The sequence below is a fragment of the Mucilaginibacter terrigena genome, from assembly GCF_004168255.1.
Taxonomy (GTDB): Bacteria; Bacteroidota; Bacteroidia; order Sphingobacteriales; family Sphingobacteriaceae; genus Mucilaginibacter; species Mucilaginibacter terrigena.
The window spans coordinates 174401-196155 of the sequence record NZ_SEWG01000005.1; the positions used below are offsets into that span (position 1 = coordinate 174401).

The following is a 21755-nucleotide window of genomic DNA, read 5'->3' on the forward strand; positions in this document are numbered from 1 at the left end:
GTAAAAATTTGGTTAAAAATTTAATTGATAATGAGTTAACCAAATTTTATGCCGAAAAGTTTTAACAAAAAGGAATATTGCCACATCAGTTAATATATAATTGGCGCTTTTAACCTTTAGATAAAAAATGCATATTTGCCGAACATCAATACTACTTATATGAAAAAGACACTATCAATTGTGCTGTTTTCAGCCACGATTTTATTAGCCGCATGCACAAAAAAATCCGACGATCCGGTAATACCAAGTAACAGCTGGTCGTTAAACGGAACAGAGCATGTTGTAGCAAACACAAGCCGTACAATAGGGCCAAATTCTGAAACAGCGATTTTGTATAAAGATGATACAGAAGGCGGAAAGGCAACAGTAAGCTTAAGTTTTAAAACGCTGCCTGCAGCAAGTGGAAGCTACCAGCTGGTGGCATCAAATGCTTCACTCACAGATAATCAATGCCACATTACTTTAACTAATGATAACGGGAATACCGCCTACTTTACAGGGGATCCGGTAGCTGTAGATGTATTGGTTACAGCAAACAACCAGGTAATTGTAAACATCCCCGAGATAAATGTGGCCGTTCCATCGCCTGGCGACACTTATAAATTTAAGGCCTCGCTTTACGAAAAGTAAAAACCTAATTATTCCAGTTATCCGTTCTAAACGGCTCCATTGGCAAACCTGCATTGTTTTGCAGGTTTGTTATGGGGAAATTGGTAAAAGCATAGCGTACCGCCACAACGGGTAATGGTGTATCTGCGGGTGCAACAAGTAAAATTTTATCCCCGCTGATATTTGCCGTAGCCTGCCTGAAAACCTGGTCGGCGCCGGCAACAAAAAAATATTGTTTGATCGGCGCGCCTGCAATGGTATTCAGGCCGTTGGCCGTACCGCTTACAAAATCAATGGTTACTTTATTGCCGCTTTGCGAAAAGGACGCGTATTGCGGACCGGTATCCGGCACATTTTCGGCGTAGGTTTTATTCAGCGCCAGTAAAGCCAGGCGCTCGCCTACCTGTTTTTTATACTTGGGGTGATGGTTGTCTGCCTCGCCTATATCCAATGTAACCACCATGCCAGCCGAGGGGGTACCTTTGCGAACATTTGCCTGGGTTTCACGAAATTTGGCCAGGTAATTTTGCGTTGAATTGCCTGCCCCGCCATCGTCAAAGGGCGTTATCTGCACATAATAAAAAGGCAGTTCGCCCTGGGCAAATTCTGTCCGCCAGCCATTGATCAAAGCAATATTCAGGCTGGTATAATCAGTTACAGGCACCATTTTCTGATTGTTTTCGCCCTGGTACCAGGTGAAGCCCTTTATAGTCATTTTGGTTAAGGGCGCTATCATCCCGTTAAAAAGCGCTGAACTTTGGTGCTGGCCGACGTAACCGCTTGTGGCCGGGCTGGCTTGCAGCGCCGCTTTGTTTGTCCAGGTTTCGCACCAGCTGCCGTTAACTGCCGAAACTATTATGCCGATAGGTACATTAAGATCGGTGTGCAGTTTCCTGGCAAAAAAGTATGCCGTGGCGCTTAAGCCGCCGGCGGTTGACGGGGAGCAGGTAACCCATGCTGAAGGGTTGGTGAATTGGGCCAATGGCTTATCCTGGTAATCTTCTTTTACGGTAAATGCCCGTATTTGCGGGTAGTTAGCCGCTGCTATCTCTGCCTCGTAATTTTCAACCCCGCCAAACGATGGAGGCAGTTTGCCAACTGGCATGGCCATGTTTGATTGGCCCGAGCAGATCCATACATCGCCAATTAAAATATTATCCAGCTTTACTGTTGTTTCGCCGGGGGTAGATATGGAAATGTTTTGAGCGGTTGCATTTGCAGGTGCAGCAGGTATAATAGCCTCCCATTCGCCGTTGGCCGAAGTTGTTGCTGTAATCGGGGCCCCGGCCCAACTGGCAGTTACTGTAATTGTACTTTGTGCTTTTGCATAGCCCCATATTTTGGCAGGCTTATCGCGCTGTATAACCATATTGCTTTTCAGCACATTGGCCACCGAAAACGGCTTACTCACAGGGACATCAACGGGCGGTTTCCCCGGCGGGTCTGTTATTTTATCTTTTTTACAACCGGCTATAAGTATGGCACACAACAGGCACAATAGTAAACGTAGTCTCACGGGTTAAAAATAATACAATATTTAATTTCAGGGGCTGGTTTTTTAATAAAAAGGCTGCTTGCTATATTATTAAATACAACATTGGCGGTTGAAGATAATAAAGCATGGAAAAGCGCTATAGCAGATAAATATACCGTACAAGTGGTATTGATGCAGGGGCTGTAATGCTGTTGGTTTGTATAGTCAAATTAATGGCAATAAAAATCCTGCTATCATGAAAAAAATATTATTTATTATGGCTGCGGCAATGCTGGTTTTTGCAGGCTGCAAAAAAGACAAAACTGAAAAAACCGGCGGGAACAATACCTGGACGCTGGCCGGAACAACTTATAAAGTTGCTTATACCAACAAAAGTGCTACCAGCGGCGCACGCCCCAGCACGCTTGTAATATTTGCCGATGCCGGGTTTAACGATCCCAAAGTAAACACATTTAACTTAAGCTTTGCCACTCCACCAACAGCGAGCGGTACCTTTCAACTTATGGGCGGCGCCGGGGGCGATATTACCGGTAATCAATTTGAACTTTTTGCCGGTGGCGATGGAAAAGCATATGCCTATTTGGGTACAGCAATAGATGTTGCAGTAGAAGTTACCGGGGGTAAAATAAAAGTAACCATTCCCGAAATAATGCTTAAGAGCGCATCTGGCGGCGCCGATGTTAAGCTAACCGCATCAGTTTACGAAAAGTAAACGTATGTTTTTTACAAAAAAGGCCGCCGGTATACCAGCGGCCTTTTTAATAGGCCGTATCACCGGCTTATCGGTAAATTAGTTGTTTAAAATAAAAAACATCATGTATCTTAAGCCATTGAAAAAGCAGGGTACAAAACCCTGTTAGCTTAAATATGATGAAGAAATACGCACTACTGATAATTTCGTTTATAGTAATTTTTGCAGCGTCATGTAAAAAGGATGCACAAAAGCCGGTTCACGAAAGTTCATGGACAATCAACGGCACTAAATATAATATCGAATTTATTATCTGGTCGGAGAGTGGGGGCCAGGGAGAATATGTATTACAGGATAAAGATGGTAACATGCTAAGGTTAGGGTTTTTAACCAAGCCCGCCTCGGGCATATCCTACGGGCTTGTATCGTCCGATCTGGAACTAACAAGCTCGCAATTTCATCTTAAAGCGATAGGTAGTTATGGCGCGGTATCCTACAAAGGCGAGCCTAAAACCATTAATTTTACCAATGATGATCAGGGCATTACCATAAAGATCCCCGAAATTACATTATCAAGCGATACCAACACGCCAAACGACGTAAAACTTACCGCGTCTATATTTATTCCCTGAGGCGGCGACATCCGGGTAACATTATCGCTAAAAATTTGTGGATGAATAGGCTTGTTGATACCTTGCCGCCTTATTAAAAGGCCATGTTAAGTAATACCGTGTTAGAAGGCAGATCACTATTAAAAAATTTAAAATGCCCGCAATGCGGCGCCGAATACGATGCACCGGTTCCTAATACTTTTTGTAAAAACACGGCATGTGCAAGCACGCTGTTCGCGCAATACGATCTAAGCCGCCCCCTTGATATAGCTATCCTGAAAGGCCGCCCCGCAAGCATGTGGCGTTATCGCGAGTTATTGCCCATTGTCAACGCGGAAAATATAGTAACCATGGGCGAAGGGTTCACCCCTATATTGCCAATAGAAAACCTTAAACAATTTACCGGCGGCATTAACGTATTCTGGAAAAACGAAGCAGGCAATCCAACCGGGTCGTTCAAGGCCCGCGGGATAGGCATGGCGGTGTCAAAGGCGAAAGAGTTAGGTATAAAAGCCATTGCGACGCCAACCGCCGGTAATGCAGGCGGTGCCCTGGCGGCTTACGCGGCAAGGGCGGGCATAAGGGCCATCGTATATATGCCAAAGCTTACCCCTCAGGTTTTTAAAGATGAATGCCGCCTTTACGGAGCCGACCTAATAGAGATTGACGGCAATATTGCCGACTGTGGTAAATTGGTGACAGATGGCGCCGCCGAGCACGGCTGGTTCCAGATCTCGACATTGAAGGAACCTTACCGCCTGGAGGGCAAAAAAACGATGGGCTTTGAAATTGCCGAACAATTTAACTGGCAGCTGCCCGATGTGGTATTGTACCCAACAGGAGGCGGCACCGGGCTAATCGGCATCTGGAAGGCTTTTGATGAGCTGGAACAGTTAGGCTGGATAGGCAGCAAGCGGCCCCGCATGGTAGCAGTGCAATCCGAAAGCTGCGGTGGCATAGTAAGCGCGTTTAACGACGGGCAAACCAGCGCCCAATTTGTTGATGGCGGCTTTACCATAGCCAATGGCCTGCGTGTGCCAAAATCATTTGCCGATAAAATAATCCTGAAAGTGCTTCGCGATAGTAAAGGAACGGCGCTTACCGTTAGCGATGCGGAAATGCACGCCGGTATAAAAGAGATTGCCCGCAACGAGGGGATGCTGATAGCGCCCGAAGGCGCCGCGTTATGGCAGGCCTTTAAAAAACTTAAAACCACCGGGTGGATTCAACCCGGCGAAGTGGTAGTATTGGTAAATACAGGCAGCGGGTATAAATATTTAGAGAACATCAGCGTTTAACCTTTAGCCGATTATTTTTGCACCATGCAGTAGCGCCAAATTGTCCAAATTGGCCACCTAACTTGTCGCGTTCACGCCCTCTTATTGTGGTTTATTGGCAGCAAATTTGTAACTGTATATCTTAATCAGTAACAAAACATTAAAACACCAACGTCATGTTAAAAGATTCAAAAGCATTCAGCGGCTTTTCGGTAAATGATATCGATGCCGCCAAACAGTTTTACGGCGAAACGCTGGGCCTGCAGGTTGATAAGAACGATGATATGGGCGGCTTGCTCACTATCCACGTTAATGGAAACGGCAATAATATATTGGCTTACCCAAAGCCAAACCATACCCCGGCAACTTTTACTATCCTTAACTTCCCGGTAAAAAATATTGAGGCGGCAGTAAAAGAGCTAAAAGCACGCGGCGTAACGTTTGAAAGTTACGATAGCGAGTATCTAAAAACCGACGAGAATAATATTTCTAAAGGCAACGGTGGCCCAAGCATAGCGTGGTTTACAGACCCGGCCGGCAATATTTTATCGGTGATTGAGATAGGTTCGGAATAGCACGCGCTTTCTTATTAATTAACTTCTTTTCAAACCATAATTGGGACTGAATGTTAGTTAGTTATGAGCCTGAAAAAATACGTCGAAAAGAGGGATTTTACAAAAACCTCGGAACCCAAAGCCGGCAGAAGCAAGGATAAGGACAAGTTGATGTTTGTGATTCAAAAGCACGATGCAACGCGCCTGCACTACGATTTCAGGCTGGAGATGGAGGGCGTATTAAAAAGTTGGGCTGTACCAAAAGGGCCTTCAACCGACCCCAAGACGAAACGCCTGGCCATGATGGTGGAAGACCACCCGTTTGACTACCGCAACTTTGAGGGCATTATCCCGCAAGGTGAATATGGTGGCGGCACCGTTATTGTTTGGGACGAGGGTACCTACGAGCCTATTGAAGAAATAAAGGGCAAAAAAGCGCAGGAGAAACACCTGCTAAAGCAACTTAAGGACGGTTCGTTAAAAATTAAGCTGCACGGAGAAAAGCTGGAAGGCGAATTCGCGCTGGTAAAAACCCACGGAATGGGCGAAAATGGCTGGCTGCTGATCAAGCATAAAGATGATTTTGCGTCGGCTACGGATATCACCAAAAAGGATAAATCGGTACTCTCCGGAAAAACCATTGAGAAAATGGAAAAAACAAGCGAAAAAGTTTGGAAGGATGGCGGGGAGCGGGACGTAGAAAAAGAAAAGCCTAAAAAGGCATCAAAAAAAAAACTCCATGAGCCTGCGGATGAAATAGCCGACATGGCCGACGATACAGCTGAAGAGAAACTGGATGCCTCCGCAATCCTCAAAAAAGCGCCTAAAGGCAAAATACCTACAGGCATAAAACCCATGCTGGCTACCCTTGTGAACGAACCCTTTGATGACCCGGACTGGATCTACGAAGTAAAGTGGGATGGCTACCGTACGCTGGGCTTCATCAACAAAGGCGAAGTGCAACTCCTATCGCGCAATAACAAAGATTTTAACGAAAAGTACTATCCGCTAAAAAAACTGCTGGAAAGCTGGAAGCTGAACGCGGTTATAGACGGCGAAATATTGGTGCTGAATGATAAAGGCGTTTCAAACTTTGGTGCCCTGCAAAATTGGCGCAGCGAGGCCGACGGTGAATTGGTGCTGTATATATTTGATATCCTTTGGTACGAGGGCAAAAACCTGATGGATCTGCCGCTGATAGAACGCCAGGCTATTATGCGCGATGTGATCCCAACGGATGACGACCGTGTACGACTGAGCCAAACCTTTAAAGCCAACGGCACCGAGTTTTTTGAGGCCGCCGGTAAAATAGGTTTGGAAGGCATTATGGCCAAAAGGGCAAGCAGCACCTATTCGGCAGATAACCGGTCTAAAGACTGGCTGAAGATCAAGATCAACAAGCGACAGGAGGTGGTTATCGGCGGCTTTACCAAAAACGAGGGGACGGCCAAACAGTTCAGCTCGCTTTTGCTGGGGGTTTACGAGGGCGGAAAACTGCAATATGTCGGCAAAGTGGGCACAGGGTTTTCTGATAAGCTACAGAAAGAAATGATGGCGAAATTTGACCCGCTAAAGGTAGACAAAAGCCCGTTCGGCTATGAGCCGGACGTAAACAAGCCGTCAAGATTTCGCCCTAACCCGCCAAAAGCAAAAGCCACGTGGCTAAAACCCGAACTGGTTTGCGAAGTAAGTTTTGCCGAAGTTACAAGCGATGGTGTGTTCCGCCACCCTTCATTTGAGGGCATGCGCGACGACAAAAAAGCTAAAGATGTGGTCCGCGAAATGGAGGCCGAGACGGATGAAATTGTGGAGGAAGAACACCATCCCGAAAAGAAAACCAGCGCTAAACATAAGCTGGTTAGCGCCCCTAAAGAAGGTGTAAAACGCACTTTACTGAACCCCAAGGAAGAAACCCAGGTAAAGAAGATCTGCGGGCACGACCTGAAATTTACCCACCTGAGCAAGGTTTACTGGCCCGAAGACGGCATTACCAAGCGCGACATGTTCAACTATTATTACCAGGTTGCCGAGTATATTTTACCATACCTTAAGGACAGGCCGCAATCTTTGAACCGTTTCCCTAACGGGATCCACGGGCCAAGCTTTTACCAGAAGGATGTGCGTGGTAAATCGCCCGATTGGGTAAAAACATTCCCCTACACCACCAGCGAGGGTGAGGACAAAGATTACCTGGTTGGCCACGATGAAGCCACCCTGCTTTGGATGGCATCCCTGGGCTGTATTGAAATGAACCCCTGGTTTAGCCGCATCCAGTCGCCGGATACCCCGGACTATTGCATCATAGACCTCGATCCGGACAAAAACACCTTCGACCAGGTGATAGAAGCCGCCCAGGAAGTAAAAAAAGTTTTGGATGCGCTTGATGTGCCAAGTTTCTGTAAAACATCCGGCTCAACGGGCATGCATATTTATATCCCGCTGGGTGCGAAGTACGATTATGATCAGTCGCAAATGTTTGCCAGGCTTATTGTAAACATTGTGCACCAGCAGATCCCCGATTATACTTCGCTTGAGCGGATGGTTAAAAACCGCGGCGGCAAAATGTACCTCGACTTTTTACAGAACCGCCCCGGCGCAACCATTGCGGGCCCGTATTCTCTTCGTCCAAAGCCTGGCGCAACCGTTTCTATGCCCCTGCATTGGGACGAGGTAAAGCCCGGCCTTACCATGAAGCACTTCACCATTCATAACACTATCGACAGGCTGAAAAAAGAAGGCGACCTGTTTAAAGGGGTGCTCGGCAAGGGCATCGACCTGGAAAAAACCATTAAAAAGGCGCAGAGCATATTTAAGTAGACCAAGCCATTTTGTGTATTGTAGGGGCTTATTTAAGTATCAAAATGTTCACGTTCACGATTGCACATACAGGCGCTTTTTTGTAACTGGTTGGTAGTAAGGCGTTTTGAAGCGTTAGTGCTGACAAAACAGCGCCACCATTTCATAAGAAAATTATGATATCCACTGTAGCAGGATTTTAGCATAGCGTAAGCCGTGGCAGCCATATTTCCCACCTTGTTATCCTGAAGGATCTATCGGCGAACTATCCATCACAAACTTTTACGGCGGCGATTTGATGCCTCGCTACCGCTCAGCATGACAGTTTAAATGTATATAGTGAGCCTGTCGACCATTGGCGGACTATGCCCCTCGCATAACCTTCGCCAGGCTCAGGCTTACACCCACCGCACGTAATAAAATTATTGTTCTCATAATCAGTTTGTTATAAATAATTTGAAATCAATACTAATCAATTAGTTGTAATACTAATTGATTAGTATTAAACTTGTTTTATAATTAGAATTTTATGCAAAAACTGGCTAAGCGCGAAGAACAAATAATGCAGGTGTACTGGAAACTGGGAAAAGCTTTTATAAAAGAAGTAATACCCGAACTACCCGATCCTAAGCCGCATTACAACTCGGTAGCAACCATGGTGAAGATACTGGAGGATAAAGGCTTTTTAGGCCATGAAACCATCGGTAACATTTACAATTATTACCCCAGGGTAAGCCGCGAGGAGTATCAGAAGCATGCTATGAAGGATATCGTGAGCCAGTATTTCGACGATTCGTACCCCAGCATGCTGGCCTTTTTCGCCAAAGAGCAAAAAATATCTGAACAGGAACTGGAAGAGATCTTAAACCTGATTAAAACCAAAAAGAAATGATACCATACGTATTGCATGTTGCATTGCTGATAGGCGTTTGCCTTTTGTTTTACAAAGTACTGCTGCAAAAGGAAACCTTTTATCATTTAAACCGCTGGGTGCTATTGGCCTGCCTGGCCGTTACGTTTTTGCTGCCGCTTATACGGGTGCCGCAGCAATGGGCTTTTAGAAAAGCCCAGGAAGTAGCTGTAACAACACCGGCAAGTGTAATACCGCAGGGCCAATTGAAAACGCCTGTTGTAGAAACAACGGCAAAGCAGCCGGCCACGGTTGCCAGCCCAACAAGCGTCGTTCAGGAGACGGCGGTTTCCTTGCTTCCGCAGCTTTTAAAGTGGACGCTTTGGTTATACTGGTGCGGCGTGGCCGCGTTTGGGTTAAACTTTCTGTTGCAGGTTTTAGTACTGGTTCGGCAGGCATATAAAAGCCCCTTTATACAGGACGGGCAGTTTAGGATAGTGGAGCTGGATACCGATAAGGCCCCCTGCTCGTTTGGCAATTACATTTTTATTAATCCCGAAAAGTACGATTGGGAAACCTATAGCCAGATATTGCTGCACGAGAAGATCCACATAAAACAGGGACATAGCTTTGATCTGCTGCTGGCCGAACTGATGCTGGTTTTTCAGTGGTTTAACCCCTTTGCCTGGCTTTACCGGAAAGAACTGGAGAACAACCTTGAATTTTTAACCGACAGCGATGTATTAACCAACAACGAAGTAGAGCGGGAGCTGTACCAGATGAGCTTGCTGAAAGTATCGGTACCCAACCTGTCGCTTAGGATAACAACCAACTATAATCAATCACTTCTTAAAAAACGAATAGTTATGATGAATGCTAAAAGATCGAACATACACACCACCTGGAAATACTTTTTCCTGCTGCCTTTAATGGCATTTTTGATGTGTGCCTTTAACGAACCGACCGCAAGCCGCCGCCCGATGGTGCTGCGGTCACAAACCACCGCCGATACTTCTTTTGACCCGCGCGAAGGCGTGTGGAAGGGCACCATCACCGGCACCAGGATAAGAATGGAGTTCAGGAGCAAGGACGAGGACCACAATAGCAGGAACAGCAACGAGTACACTCTTAGCGAATTTACCTCCCTGCCAAAAGGCACCCCCGGCGACTTTAAATTGATACGCGAGGCAGGCACCATGAACCTGAACGGTAAGTTTGACGGCAACACCGGCAGCGGCCATTATAAGTTTACCGGTAACCCCGGGTATTACAAATACATGGAAAGCCAGGGCATAACAGGAATTGATAAAAACGACGAGCTTGCCTTTTTTATGATCAACATTAAAAAGGAGTTTGTTGCTATGCTGCAGCGCAAGGGCTTTAAAAATGTATCAAAGAACGACCTGATAGCGCTGGCCGCTTTAGGGGTGAACGAGCAATACATCGTATCGCTAAAGCAAAATGGTTTTCCGCATGCATCAGCTAACGACCTGATAACCGGGAAGGCCATGGGTATTAACGGCGCATTCATCAACGAGATACGCAAGGCCGGTTACCCTAATGTAAGCTTTGATAAGCTGGTGAGCTTTAAGGCACAAGGCATAAACGGGCAATATATTTCGAAGTTTAAAAGCGCGAAAGCCGCGGCAAGCGGGAAGGGTAAAACCCCGGCAAGAAGGGCTAACAACCCCGACGCTGATGATATGATAGCCTACAAAGCCCTTAATGTTGACGAGGCGTATGTAACGAGTTTAAAAAACGCGGGCTACACCAACTTAAGCACCAATGACCTTATTGCCATGAAATCGGTAGGGGTTACGCCCGAGTTTATAAAAAGCTTTAAAAACGCGGGATTTACCAATATATCGCACGATAACCTGGTATCTATGAAAGCGCTTGGTATTACGCCGGAGTACCTTAATAGTTTTAAAAATGCCGGGTTTACAAATATAACGCCTGATAAGGCCGCTGGCTTAAAATCGCTTGGTGTTACGCCGGAGTTTATTAAAAGCTTTAAAAGCGTGGGTTTTGATAATGTTTCGTTAGATAATGCTACTGCGCTTAAAGCCCTTGGCATTACCCCTGAATATATTTCTCAAATGCGCGAAAAAGGCTTTAAATCTGACGATATTAATAAATATATAACGCTAAAATCTGCCTTTTAACCAAATTTGATAATAATGTAAGCCGGGCCATATGCGGCCCGGCTTTTTTGTTAAGCCAAATTTCGGGGCAATAAAAAAGCCTCCGTTAGGAGGCTTTAAATATAAGTTTATGAATGTGGTTTGCTATTAAGCGTTCTCTTCTTCCAAAGCCATCAGCTCATCAACCAGGATACGGCCGCAATGCTCGCAAACGATGATCTTTTTACGCTGACGGATATCAGACTGGCGCTGAGGCGGGATCTGGTTAAAGCAACCTGAACATGAATCGCGCTGGATGGTAACTACCGCCAAACCATTTTTAGCGTTTTTACGCAAACGGTTATAAGCGATAAGCAAACGCTCATCAGTAGTAGCGGTAGCTTTTTCGGCCTGTGCGGTTAATTCTGTTTCTTCTTTTTCGGTTTCGGCGGTAATGGTGCCTAACTCATCCTTTTTGGCATCAAGGTCGCTGCGGCGTGCTTCAAGGTCGGCCTGTGCTTTTTCGTAAATAGCTGTTTTTGATGCGATCTCGAAACCGTACTCGCGAATTTTTTTCTCGCTTACCTGTATGTCTAAGCCCTGTATCTCAATTTCTTTCGATATGGCATCGTACTCGCGGTTATTCTTAACCTCGTTAAGTTGCGTTTCGTATTTTTTTATGTTCGATTGAGCGTCTTTGATCAGGTTCTTGCGGGTTACAATTTCATCCTCCAGATCATCAAGCTCATTTTTGATTTTTTGTATGCGGGTTTCAAGGCCGGCAACATCATCCTCAAGGTCGGCAACTTCCATAGGCAGTTCACCTCTTACCTGGCGTATCTTGTCAATTTTGGTGTGGATGGTTTGCAGGTCGTATAAAGCTTTCAGCTTTTGTTCTATGGTTTGTTCCATTAAATAAAATATTTGACGGGGTTTGTATTCACTTTTGTTAAACGGATGGCAAAGTTAACAAATTTTTCTTGAATAATTTCGCACAATAATTGTTGCGTAAATTGCTCACTTTCAAAATGTCCGATGTCTGCTATCACTATTTTTCCCTCGGCATCAAAAAACTCATGGTATTTATAATCCGCAGTGATAAAAACATCGGCCCCGGCCGCTATGGCATGCTTCAATAAAAAGCCGCCCGAGCCGCCGCAAACTGCCACTTTCTTAACGGGTTTGCCGGTAAAGGCGGTATGCCTGATAACGGCGCAGTCCATCGCGGCCTTAACTTCACCTAAAAATTCGGCCTCATCCATCGGCATATCAAGTTCACCTATCATGCCGCTGCCAATTTCCTGGTGCTGGTTGGTAAGGTTGTACAGATCGTACGCAACCTCTTCGTAAGGGTGAGCCAATACCAGCGCCATAATAATTTTGCTTTCCAGGTTGGCGGGGTAAACGGTTTCTATGCGCATCTCCTCTTCGTGGTGGCGGATGCCCGGCTCGCCAACGTATGGGTCGGTGTTTTCGCCGCCTTTAAAAGTGCCGGTACCTTCGGCGTTAAAGCTGCATTCGCTGTAATCGCCAATATGGCCGGCCCCTGCATGGAACAGCGCTTTACGCACCTGCTCGGCCTGCGCCACAGGCACATAAGTAACCAGTTTTTTAAGCAGATTATGTTTGGGGGCTAATATGCGGGTATTGGTTAAACCTAAAGTTTCGCAAATGCGGGCGTTAACCCCCGTCATCACGTTATCCAGGTTAGTATGGATAGCATAAAGCGCTATGTTGTTGCGGATGGCCTTTTCTACCACGCGCTCTACATAGGTTTTGCCGTTAAACTTTTTTAAGCCTTTAAAAACAATGGGGTGGTGAGATATAATTACCTGGCAGCCGGTGGCAATGGCCTCGTCAACCACGGCTTCCGTACAGTCCAGCGAGATCAGGGCCTGGTTCACCTCCATATCCGGCTGGCCAACAATAAGGCCGCTGTTATCATAATCTTCCTGGTAGGCCAGCGGGGCCAGGCTTTCCAGGTAAGCGGTTAGCTGTGCTAATTTCATAATTGTACTAAGGTAACAAGGCGGGGCGAGGTTTGGAAATTTTAGCCCCCTCTAAATCTCCCCCGATAGGAGAGACTTTTAATCCCCCGCTTTACGACGCCCCTTTAAACGCCTTCCCCTAAGGAGAGGGCCGGTTAGAAAATAAAAAAATCAAAACGTGCAGGTAATATTTTCTTTGGCGCAAGCCGTTTGGCCTTCCAATTCTTACCTCGTTTTGATTCTTTTAGGATGTAAAGGTTTCCCTTATAGCGTGGCGTACATCAGTTTGCGTGCCTTAATAATTTTAAGGTCGTTTAGCAAAATGTTCATTAGCTCTTTATCAAAGCGCGACACTAATTTATGGATAACCGGTTTTTTGTAAGTTTTCATTTTGTGATGTATTAAAGGTTTCTATTTAATTACAAGCCCATCTTGGCTATGTTAAAGGCTTCGTAAGCCATTTTTTGGTTGTATTCGTTGGCAAGCGATTGGTGGTTGATCAGGTCGACAATTGTGCCTATCCAGCAAAAACCAATAGTTAACAGGTAAAATATACCCATTGCTGTTTGGCCTAATAAAAACCGTTGTATCCCGGCAATGCCTAAAAAGCCAAGCAGCGTGAATATTAAAATATCCTGGGCGCTTTTTCTTTTACTGGAATATACCATGTAAAAACTTTGTTTTTGTGTGTCGCTAAGGCTGCTTGTAGCCTGGTGCAATACTGCCATTTCCTCTGGTGTGATGCCTGGCAATGACATATAAGGATTGTAAGTGTTCATTTTATTTAGTTTTATATTGTGATTGATGATGTAAAACTAATATCCGAATAAAAATTCACCTACACCTAATAGGCAACCTGTAATAAACCATCGGTAAGCGTGGTTATTTATTCGGCGAATAAGGCGTAGGTTTTTTACCGATGAGGGCTAATGCAGCTATTGTTATTTAAATTGCGAATATACCAGCGTATTGCATTGTGTAATAAGAAACAGTGGGCTTACAATTTAGTGTAAAAATAAAATGCCCGTATATACAGGCGGGCATTACTTTATTTATGATTATGAGGCTGGGGCCGTTAAACACCCAGTTTAATGATGTTAACACTTTCGTAAGCCATTTTTTGATTGTAATCGTTGGTAAGCGATTTGTAATTTATCAGGTCCATAATGGTACATACAAAAAAGAAGCCAGCGGTAAAAAGATAAAGTATCCCCATCGTTATCTCGCCCATCATAATACGATGAATGCCGGCAATGCCAAAAAGGCCAAGTAGCGCAAATATCAATATCTCTTGCGGGTTTTTCCTTTTACCTATATACACGTTATAAAAACTTTGCTTTTGGCTATCGCTCAGGCCGGTTGTGGTTTGGTGCAAAATTGTCAATTCTTCGGTAGTAATACCCGGCAACGACATGTACGGATTGTAGGTTTCCATCTTTTTATGTTTAAGTGTGTTTTAAGAATGCAAAAGTAATATCGGGATAAAAACCCTTATATTGCTAATTGGCAACCTGTTACAATCTATCGGTAAACGCGGTTATATATCCGGCGAACAGAATTATTATTATTGACCTTGCTTATCGAATCGGTATTTATGCCCGATAGCGAGTTTGCAGATACGATACACCAATACCACCAGCACGGGCACACCCAGCCAGTGCGCGTGGAAAGAGTTTTTAATATCGCCATGAAAAAGATACGATATGGCATGGCCAAGGCCGCAGCCGGGGCACCAGGTTATGCCAAATGCCTTTAAAGGGCACAAACTAAAATGGCTTTCGCCGGCCGGGTTAGTAAACGCCAGGCAGGCCAAAGCCACGATCCAGAAGATTAATTCGAAATACCGGTTAAAGATCTTTCTAATCGACACGGTTGCTTTTGGTGGTAAGCAATAAAGATACTGCAAAAGCCTCTATTACACCAACCAGCAGGGCGCCAAAAATACGGCCGCTAAAACTTTGAAACGTAGTATCGGTGCTTTGTGCGCCGCCCCAGTTTATAAATATGATGCCTGCAAAAACGGCTAAGATACCGCCGACTATCAGGATCTTAAAACTTTGTATCAATGCTTCTAAAAAGCCCATATTCCCTTTTAACTCACCATCGCGAAAGTTTTTAACGCCAAAGTACAAGCCGATAAGAGGGATCAAAACCGAAACATATTCTATTGGGTTGGCCTGGCTATCGGTTAAGTTATAGCCGGTTTGGCGCATAACAAATAGCCATATTAAACTTAAAACGCCTATTACTAATCCAAATATTACTGAGTTCTTCATGTTGTATAAAGTTTGGTGCTTTGTTGCAATTTCGAAATATCATTTAAAAGTAAACATAAGCGCAAATTGTTTGCTATAATTTTATGATAAATAGTTCGGCCGCCGAAAAAAGGCTTTTTTACCTATATTTACAACGTTTTGAACATCCGTGATATTTTAGAGCGTTATAAGGTTGACGAACGGATAAAGGCATTGGCGCAAGCCTTAAATGCCGGTAAAAATCCAAAGGTGCAGCTTAGGGGGCTGGTCGGATCGGGTGATGCGGCCATGGCGGCAGCATTGTATTTTTTGCAGCACAAGCACATGATCTTCGTGCTGCCCGAACGCGAAGAAGCCTCGTACTTTTTGGCCGACCTGGAGAATTTGACCGGGAAGGAAGTTTTGCTTTTCCCATCATCATACCGCAAACCGTTTGAATTTACCCAACCCGACAGCAGTAACGTGCTTACCCGCGCCGAAGTATTGAACGAGCTAAACCACGCCACAGCATACGGCCAGCTGATAGTAACTTACCCTGAAGCCCTGGCCGAAAAGGTGATAGACCGCTCATCGCTGGAGAAGAACACGCTGGAAATTTCGGTTAACAATAAATTAGGGATCGATTTCATCACCGAGTTTTTGGTAGAGTATGATTTTGACCGGGTTGATTTTGTTTACGAACCGGGGCAGTTCTCTGTCCGTGGTGGTATCGTGGATATCTTCTCTTTTTCGCACGACTTGCCATACCGGGTAGAGTTTTTTGGCGACTTAATAGAATCCATCCGTACATTTGAAATAGAAAGCCAGCTATCTGTAGAGCAGGTGAAGAACATCACCATTGTACCAAACGTGCAATCTAAATTCCTTACCGAGAATAATATTTCCCTGCTGGAATATGTGGAACCTGATACGCAGGTATGGATAAAAGATGTACAGTTTACACTGGATATTATCCAAACCGGGCACAAAAAAGCCAACCAGCTTTGGAAGGCCCTTTCATCAGACGAAAAGAACCAGAACCCCGATTGGATAGACCCCAAGTTCAGCTTTACCGACGAAAAACTGATTGCCGACCAGTTGCACGATTTTGCCCTGGTTGAATTTGGCAAGCAGTTTTTTTATACCGATGCTACGCAGATCAATTTTGACATGCGCCCGCAGCCATCGTTCAATAAAGATTTTAGCCTGCTGATCCATAACTTTAAAAATAACGAGGCCGAAAAGATAGAGAACTATATCCTTACCGATTCGGCACGGCAGGTAGAGCGGCTTTACGCTATATTAGAAGACCTGGATAAAACCGTAAAATTCACCCCGGTAAGCATCAGCATCCGCGAGGGTTTTATAGATCGCGAACAAAAACTGGCCTGCTACACAGATCACCAGATCTTCGACCGCTATTATAAGTATAAGCTTAAAAAAGGTTACCAGCGTTCGCAGGCCATTACACTTAAAGAATTACGCGACCTTAAGCCCGGCGATTTTGTTACCCATATTGATCACGGCATTGGCAAATACGCCGGCCTGGAAAAAGTGGAGGTGAACGGCAAAACGCAGGAAATGATCCGTTTGGTTTATGCCGATAACGACCTGCTGTATGTAAACATCAACTCGTTAAACCGCATCAGCAAGTATAGCGGCAAGGAAGGCACCGAGCCCTGCATGAACAAACTGGGTACCGATACCTGGGAGCGCCTTAAAAAAACCACAAAAAAAAAAGTTAAGGACATTGCCCGCGACCTGATAAAGCTGTACGCCCTGCGTAAAGCGCAGGATGGGAATGCGTTTTCGCCTGATAGCTACTTACAGACCGAGCTGGAAGCATCCTTCCTGTACGAAGACACCCCCGACCAGGAAAAAGCGACCGTTGATTTTAAGAAGGACATGGAATCGCCGCACCCTATGGACAGGCTGATATGCGGTGATGTGGGCTTCGGTAAAACCGAAATTGCGGTACGTGCCGCGTTTAAGGCTGTTGCAGATAGCAAGCAGGTAGCAATACTGGTCCCCACAACCATTTTAGCGGCCCAGCATTACAAAACATTCAGCGACAGGCTAAAGGGCTTCCCGGTAAATATCGATTACGTAAACCGCTTTAAAACCACCAAACAGATCAAGGACACCCTTGCAGGCTTGAAGGAAGGCAAAGTAGATATCATCATCGGTACGCACCGTTTGGTAAGCAAGGACGTAAAGTTTAAAGACCTGGGGCTGATGATCATTGACGAGGAGCAAAAGTTTGGCGTTTCTACAAAAGAAAAGCTGAAACACATGCGCGCCAATGTAGATACGTTAACGCTGACGGCTACGCCCATACCGCGTACCCTGCATTTTTCGTTAATGGGCGCGCGCGACCTTTCTATTATCTCAACCCCGCCGCCAAACCGGCAGCCGGTTGTTACCGAGCTGCATGTGTTTAACGATACATTGATCAAAGAATCGATACAGCACGAAATTGAGCGCGACGGGCAGGTGTTTTTCATCCACAACCGTGTTGCCGACCTGCCGCAGCTTGGGGGTATGATCCATAAGCTGGTGCCGAAGGCGAGAATAGGTATTGCCCACGGGCAACTGGAGGGCGATGCCCTGGAGGATGTGATGCTGAAGTTTGTGAACCACGAGTACGATGTGCTGGTGGCGACCACCATCATCGAGGCCGGGCTGGATATCCCTAACGCTAATACCATTATCATAAACCATGCCCACATGTTTGGGCTTAGCGACCTGCACCAGATGCGCGGCCGTGTGGGGCGGAGCAACAAGAAGGCATATTGTTATTTGCTTAGTCCGCCGTTGAGTACTTTAACCAACGAGGCCCGCAAACGCCTGAGCGCTATTGAAGAATTTAGCGACCTGGGCAGCGGCTTTAACGTAGCAATGCGCGATTTGGATATCCGCGGCAGCGGGAACCTTTTGGGGGCCGAACAAAGCGGTTTTATAGCCGAGATCGGCTTTGAGATGTACCACAAGATATTGGACGAGGCCATCCAGGAGCTGAAGGAAGACGAATTTAAGGGTGTGTTCCCTGATGATAAGCCGAAACCGTTTATTAGCTTCACCCAAATAGATACCGACCAGGAGATCCTGATCCCCGACGAATATGTAACCAATATAGGAGAACGTTATAATCTGTACACCGAGTTAAGCAAGCTGGAGAACGAAACCGAGCTGCACGCCTTTAAACAGCAGCTGCACGACAGGTTTGGCCCCATTCCCGAACAAGTTAACGACCTGCTTAATTCCATGCGCCTGCAATGGCTGGGCAAGGCTATAGGCTTCGAAAAAGTATCACTTAAAAAGAATGTGCTGCGCGGCTATTTTATCACCAACCAGCAGTCGGCTTATTTCGAGACCGAAGCCTTTAAGGAAGTACTGGAATTTGTACAACGTAACCCGCGCCGCACCAATCTGAAAGAAGTAAAAAACACCCTGCGTTTAAGTATCGAGAGGGTAGCCAATATTGACGAAGCGCTGGAGATTTTGAGCGAGATGACGGTTGTTGGTGTATAATAAATGCTACTTAAGTTCTTTAGGGATAATTGGTATAGCACCGAGTGGAATACCGCGATATAATGGGATCTGGTAGTTTTCTACCGTCTTACCTATATAGCTAAACTTGCTGTTTTGCTGAAAGCCTAAGTTTACGGCGATTTGTGTTCGCAACGGGATTCCGTAGATTTTTGCCGGTTGCCATTTAGGGCAATGGTCGATTGCTAATTTTAATGCGTTCAACAATTTATCTGAAACGGGCTCAATTGTTGAAAAATGGGTAATGGCCCCATTCTCCTCAATCTCAAAGTAAATCGCAATCGAGTCAATTTGCTTAGTGTTCAATATAGTGTTTTCCGGAATTTTCAAGTTTTTCCGGAATTTCTTGACAAAGGTAACGATATCCTTTTCATTATGTGCGGGAACATATAAGGCTGTGAAAGTGTATGATTTACCTGTTGTTAACTCATTGCTCATACCAGATTGATAAACATTGTCCTTAAATATTAACTGATATTTAACATCACTGATATCTCTTGAAAGTCCTTCCCAAATGCCATCCATTTTGCCGTTTTTTATTGGGCCTTTTAAAATAGCTAATAAGTCGGAATCGTACATTATAGCCATTCCGTTACCATCTTTGCATATTTGATTACCCCCTTTATCGTAAAAGTCTATTATCTTACTGTCGTAGTTACGATAAATATAATTAATTTGGTTCTTAACAACTAAACGAGGCTTACCATCTTTATAATATTGATACTCCATCCCATTCTTTTTCCCATCAGTATAGTCACAGATACTTTCCCTTGTTCCTGACGGGTAAAATGTAATACGTTTTCCGTTGTACTCGCCAATACCTGTATATAAATTAATAAATGCCGTATTACATTGTGTAACCGATTTCAACCTCCCGTCAAGGTAAATTTCTTTTACCTCAACTACTTTATCTTCTTTATTAAAAGGCGGTAAAACGCGCTTAAAATCGGCGCTGTCCATCGATGGTACAATCATTTGCGAAAAGCCGGTCGATTTAACATAATAGATTTTTGTACCCAATGTTTGCGCATCGCATATCTTTGCCAAAAAGCAGAGTAAAAAAAGTAAGATTTCTTTTTTTAAAAGGCGAGAGAGAGTCATAATTGTGATAAACCTATATCCAAAGGTATCAAATCTTCTTATAAATCCCCTTCAAATTTCTGCCCAGCTCTTTATAATCAAGGCCGTAGCCTACTACAAACTGGTTGGGGATCTGGAAGGCTACGTATTTTAATTCTTCGATACTGTGCTCAACCGAATCGGGTTTAAAAAGCAGGGTGCAAACGGTAATGGATGCCGGGTTGCGCAGCAGCAATTTTTCTATCAGGTACTTAATGGTGTTGCCGGTGTCAATTATATCTTCCACCAAAATAACATCTTTGCCGGTTATATTTACATGCAGGTCAAAATCGTCGCGAAGGGTGCGCGTGCTCGATACACCACCTAAGTACGAGGCCAGTTTGGTAAAGGTAACTTCGCAGGGCACAACAATCTCTTTCACCAGGTCGGCAGCAAACATAAAGCTGCCGTTAAGGATGCCTACAAATATGGGCCTGCGCCCTTCAAAGTCGATGTTTATTTGTTCTGCTATTTCGGCAATGCGCTTCTGTATGGCTTCGGGCGAGAACAATGGCGCAAATTCAAGGTCGTCTATTTGTAATTTCATAAGGTAAACATAAGCAATACCAAACAATTTGGAGGTTTATACGCTATCTTTGAACCTTTTATGACAGATCACCAGGTTCACGCGCTGCCAAATGGCATCCGTATATTATTTAAACATTCGCCTTCGCCTATTACGCATTGCTGTTTTGTACTAAACGCCGGATCGCGCGATGAATTGCCCCAAAAAGAAGGGCTGGCGCATTTTATTGAACATCTGCTATTTAAAGAGACCGAAAGGCGCAACACCCCGCAAATACTGAACAGGCTGGAACTGGTTGGCGCAGACCTTAATGCCTATACCACCAAAGAGTATACCTGCATCCATGCGTCGTTGCTGAAACAGCATTTGGAGCGCACGGTTGACCTGTTCGAAGATATCCTGTTCCACTCTACCTTCCCGGCAGAAGAGATGGAGAAGGAGCGTGGCGTGATCCTGGACGAGATCTCGTCATACCTTGACCAGCCCGAGGAAGCTATACAGGACGATTTTGAGGAATACTTGTTTAAAGGCCATCCCATAGGGAATAACATTTTGGGCACGCCCGAGAGTGTTGGGGTATTAAACGGCGACGATATTAAACAGTTTACCACTGCCAATAACAATACCCACCAAATGATCTTCGCGGTTTATGGCGATTATGATTTTAAAAAACTGGTAAAGCTTTGCGAGAAGTACTTTGGCAGCGTACCTGAAAACACCAATCAAAAGAACAGGATAACACCGGGCGAAGTTAACAGTGGCATATATCATTTACCCAAAGCCATATCGCAAACGCATTGTATTTTAGGCGGCAGGGCGTATCCATCGGCACACAAAAACAAGTATGGCTTACTGCTGCTCAACAACGTTTTGGGCGGTATGGGTATGAGCAACCGGCTAAACCTGGAGATCCGCGAAAAACATGGCATCGCTTATACCATTGAATCAAACTACACCTCGTTAACCGATACCGGTATATTTTCTATTTACTTTGGTACCGATGCCGAAAAGGCCGACAAAGCATTAAAGCTGGTGCATAAAGAACTGAAGAGGCTGCGCGATAATAAGCTGGGGGCGGTACAGTTAAAACAAGCCAAAGAAAAGTTTATAGGGCAGATAGCCCTGGCCGAAGAAAGCCGCATGAGCCTGATCGTATCCATGGCCAAAAGCCTGCTTGATTTTAACCGGATCGATTCGCTGGAAGACATATTTGCCAGGATAAACGCGGTTACTGCCGAAGATCTGCTGGAAATAAGCAACGAAATTTTTGATAATGACCGTATGATAACCTTATTATTTGAGCCTAAGTAATAAAACTTTTACCTTTGCACCT

The 21755-nt window shown here is 45.0% G+C and carries 20 protein-coding genes; 10 read left to right on the forward strand and 10 right to left on the reverse strand.

Going from position 1 to position 21755, the window contains the following annotated elements; all coding sequences use genetic code 11:
- The first annotated feature begins 159 nt into the window (after nucleotides 1–159).
- On the forward strand, nucleotides 160–630 hold the full coding sequence (locus EWM62_RS13500) for a hypothetical protein (RefSeq protein ID WP_129877199.1): 471 nt from the start codon (nucleotides 160–162) through the stop codon (nucleotides 628–630).
- A gap of 4 nt (nucleotides 631–634) precedes the next feature.
- Here the strand turns inward: EWM62_RS13500 and EWM62_RS13505 are convergent, their stop codons facing one another.
- Nucleotides 635–2125, reverse strand: a complete 1491-nt coding sequence (locus tag EWM62_RS13505; RefSeq protein ID WP_162499840.1) for a sialate O-acetylesterase — start codon at nucleotides 2123–2125, stop codon at nucleotides 635–637.
- Between the two features lie 214 nt (nucleotides 2126–2339).
- Between EWM62_RS13505 and EWM62_RS13510 the strand changes: the two genes are divergently transcribed.
- From EWM62_RS13510 to EWM62_RS13540, 7 genes are all read left to right on the forward strand, one after another.
- Complete coding sequence (locus EWM62_RS13510) at nucleotides 2340–2816, forward strand: hypothetical protein (protein ID WP_129877200.1); 477 nt, start codon at nucleotides 2340–2342, stop codon at nucleotides 2814–2816.
- Between the two features lie 155 nt (nucleotides 2817–2971).
- Nucleotides 2972–3427, forward strand: coding sequence for a hypothetical protein (locus tag EWM62_RS13515; protein WP_129877201.1), 456 nt, complete (start codon nucleotides 2972–2974; stop codon nucleotides 3425–3427).
- An 83-nt stretch (nucleotides 3428–3510) separates the two neighbouring features.
- Nucleotides 3511–4704: a threonine synthase gene (locus EWM62_RS13520; protein WP_129877202.1), complete on the forward strand. Its 1194-nt coding sequence runs from the start codon at nucleotides 3511–3513 to the stop codon at nucleotides 4702–4704.
- Between the two features lie 155 nt (nucleotides 4705–4859).
- Nucleotides 4860–5258, forward strand: a complete 399-nt coding sequence (locus EWM62_RS13525) for a VOC family protein (protein WP_129877203.1) — start codon at nucleotides 4860–4862, stop codon at nucleotides 5256–5258.
- A gap of 63 nt (nucleotides 5259–5321) precedes the next feature.
- A complete protein-coding gene (gene ligD / locus EWM62_RS13530) occupies nucleotides 5322–8054 on the forward strand; it encodes a DNA ligase D (RefSeq protein WP_129877204.1) in 2733 nt (910 codons plus the stop codon).
- Between the two features lie 508 nt (nucleotides 8055–8562).
- Nucleotides 8563–8925 carry a BlaI/MecI/CopY family transcriptional regulator gene (locus EWM62_RS13535; protein WP_129877205.1) on the forward strand — a complete coding sequence of 121 codons (363 nt, stop codon included), beginning with the start codon at nucleotides 8563–8565 and terminating at the stop codon, nucleotides 8923–8925.
- Complete coding sequence (locus EWM62_RS13540) at nucleotides 8922–11048, forward strand: M56 family metallopeptidase (protein ID WP_129877206.1); 2127 nt, start codon at nucleotides 8922–8924, stop codon at nucleotides 11046–11048. The genes EWM62_RS13535 and EWM62_RS13540 overlap by 4 nt, the downstream gene beginning before the upstream one ends.
- Nucleotides 11049–11174: 126 nt before the next feature.
- On the opposite strand, the gene EWM62_RS13545 is transcribed toward EWM62_RS13540, so the two are convergent.
- The 7 genes from EWM62_RS13545 to EWM62_RS13570 all read right to left on the reverse strand — a co-directional run bounded on the left by EWM62_RS13545 (nucleotide 11175) and on the right by EWM62_RS13570 (nucleotide 15270).
- Nucleotides 11175–11918, reverse strand: a complete 744-nt coding sequence (locus EWM62_RS13545) for a zinc ribbon domain-containing protein (RefSeq protein WP_129877207.1) — start codon at nucleotides 11916–11918, stop codon at nucleotides 11175–11177.
- Nucleotides 11918–13015, reverse strand: a complete 1098-nt coding sequence (locus EWM62_RS13550; RefSeq protein WP_129877208.1) for a Nif3-like dinuclear metal center hexameric protein — start codon at nucleotides 13013–13015, stop codon at nucleotides 11918–11920. The genes EWM62_RS13545 and EWM62_RS13550 overlap by 1 nt, the downstream gene beginning before the upstream one ends.
- Nucleotides 13016–13258: 243 nt before the next feature.
- Entirely contained in the window at nucleotides 13259–13384 is a 126-nt protein-coding gene (locus EWM62_RS19695; RefSeq protein ID WP_262708474.1) for a hypothetical protein, read from the reverse strand.
- Between the two features lie 29 nt (nucleotides 13385–13413).
- The gene (locus EWM62_RS13555; RefSeq protein ID WP_129877209.1) at nucleotides 13414–13773 is read right to left on the reverse strand and encodes a TM2 domain-containing protein; all 360 of its coding nucleotides are present in this window, start codon (nucleotides 13771–13773) and stop codon (nucleotides 13414–13416) included.
- A 296-nt stretch (nucleotides 13774–14069) separates the two neighbouring features.
- Nucleotides 14070–14429, reverse strand: a complete 360-nt coding sequence (locus EWM62_RS13560) for a TM2 domain-containing protein (protein ID WP_129877210.1) — start codon at nucleotides 14427–14429, stop codon at nucleotides 14070–14072.
- Between the two features lie 129 nt (nucleotides 14430–14558).
- Nucleotides 14559–14864, reverse strand: coding sequence for a DUF2752 domain-containing protein (locus EWM62_RS13565; protein ID WP_238989345.1), 306 nt, complete (start codon nucleotides 14862–14864; stop codon nucleotides 14559–14561).
- Nucleotides 14854–15270 carry a DUF4199 domain-containing protein gene (locus EWM62_RS13570; RefSeq protein WP_129877211.1) on the reverse strand — a complete coding sequence of 139 codons (417 nt, stop codon included), beginning with the start codon at nucleotides 15268–15270 and terminating at the stop codon, nucleotides 14854–14856. The genes EWM62_RS13565 and EWM62_RS13570 overlap by 11 nt, the downstream gene beginning before the upstream one ends.
- 138 nt (nucleotides 15271–15408) lie before the next feature.
- Between EWM62_RS13570 and mfd the strand changes: the two genes are divergently transcribed.
- Complete coding sequence (gene mfd / locus EWM62_RS13575) at nucleotides 15409–18759, forward strand: transcription-repair coupling factor (protein WP_129877212.1); 3351 nt, start codon at nucleotides 15409–15411, stop codon at nucleotides 18757–18759.
- Between the two features lie 6 nt (nucleotides 18760–18765).
- On the opposite strand, the gene EWM62_RS13580 is transcribed toward mfd, so the two are convergent.
- On the reverse strand, nucleotides 18766–19824 hold the full coding sequence (locus EWM62_RS13580) for a toxin-antitoxin system YwqK family antitoxin (protein ID WP_162499841.1): 1059 nt from the start codon (nucleotides 19822–19824) through the stop codon (nucleotides 18766–18768).
- An 82-nt stretch (nucleotides 19825–19906) separates the two neighbouring features.
- A complete protein-coding gene (gene hpt, locus EWM62_RS13585; RefSeq protein ID WP_129877214.1) occupies nucleotides 19907–20443 on the reverse strand; it encodes a hypoxanthine phosphoribosyltransferase in 537 nt (178 codons plus the stop codon).
- A 60-nt stretch (nucleotides 20444–20503) separates the two neighbouring features.
- On the opposite strand from hpt, the gene EWM62_RS13590 reads away from it, so the two are divergent.
- A complete protein-coding gene (locus tag EWM62_RS13590) occupies nucleotides 20504–21733 on the forward strand; it encodes a M16 family metallopeptidase (protein WP_129877215.1) in 1230 nt (409 codons plus the stop codon).
- The last annotated feature ends 22 nt before the right edge of the window (nucleotides 21734–21755 follow it).